Genomic DNA, 793 nt, shown 5'->3' on the forward strand with positions numbered 1-793 from the left:
CATTTTTATTGGTGAGAATATAGACACTTTAAATGGGTTCTAACACCGTAGTTTCGTATAAGCGCCATTATGTTAAATAGATTTCCTGTAATTCAATGCTCTTTAAATAATTTTTTTGAGTCAATTGATATATGGCCACTGTCATAAATTTCTTTAAATATTTTTGTAGCAAGTTCCAAATTTTGGTGAACATATTGGAAATCGTATTCATCATCGTAAGGATGAAATGTATAAATTTTCTGAGTACCAGCGTTATTTTTATTAAGTAGAGTAAATAGACCTTCTTCTGTGTTGAAACCTAATATATAACCATGTTTTTCATCACATATCATATAATAGTGATCTAAATCTTGATAACTAAAAGTTGAATACTCATCCAAATATTCAGTTCGTGTTTTACATATCCTGATTGATCCCCCTGAATGAAATATATCTTTAATTATTGTAGATAAAGCTAACCAACCTATTTCTTTGATATTAATTCTAGTTCCATGCTGCTTGGGATCTCTAATTGTATAGTCACAAAGATACATTATCATTAAATACTTCTTAATTATTTGTCTACAATATCTAAAAAAAGATTCATTAGCAGTTGATAAAAAGCAAATTTCTAAAGCTAATTCATCATTAGGATCTTTTTCTAAAACTGCTATAGCCCATTTTTGTACATCTTCGTAAGAGTGTATATTTAACTCTAGATCGACTTTCTTCAATTTATTAATTTTTCCTAAAATTAACATAATATATGTTAGATTTCTTTCATAAGTCATTTTTCACTCAGCTCCAAGTTATA

General features: G+C 27.5%; 1 protein-coding gene. It reads right to left on the reverse strand.

The window, feature by feature from the left end; translation table 11 throughout:
- Window positions 1-92: 92 nt before the first annotated feature.
- A complete protein-coding gene (locus tag OKC24_RS19800) occupies window positions 93-770 on the reverse strand; it encodes a hypothetical protein (RefSeq protein ID WP_265466300.1) in 678 nt (225 codons plus the stop codon).
- Window positions 771-793: the final 23 nt, after the last annotated feature.

Origin of the sequence: Acinetobacter entericus, assembly GCF_026168575.1 — a bacterium.
GTDB lineage: Bacteria > Pseudomonadota > Gammaproteobacteria > Pseudomonadales > Moraxellaceae > Acinetobacter > Acinetobacter bouvetii.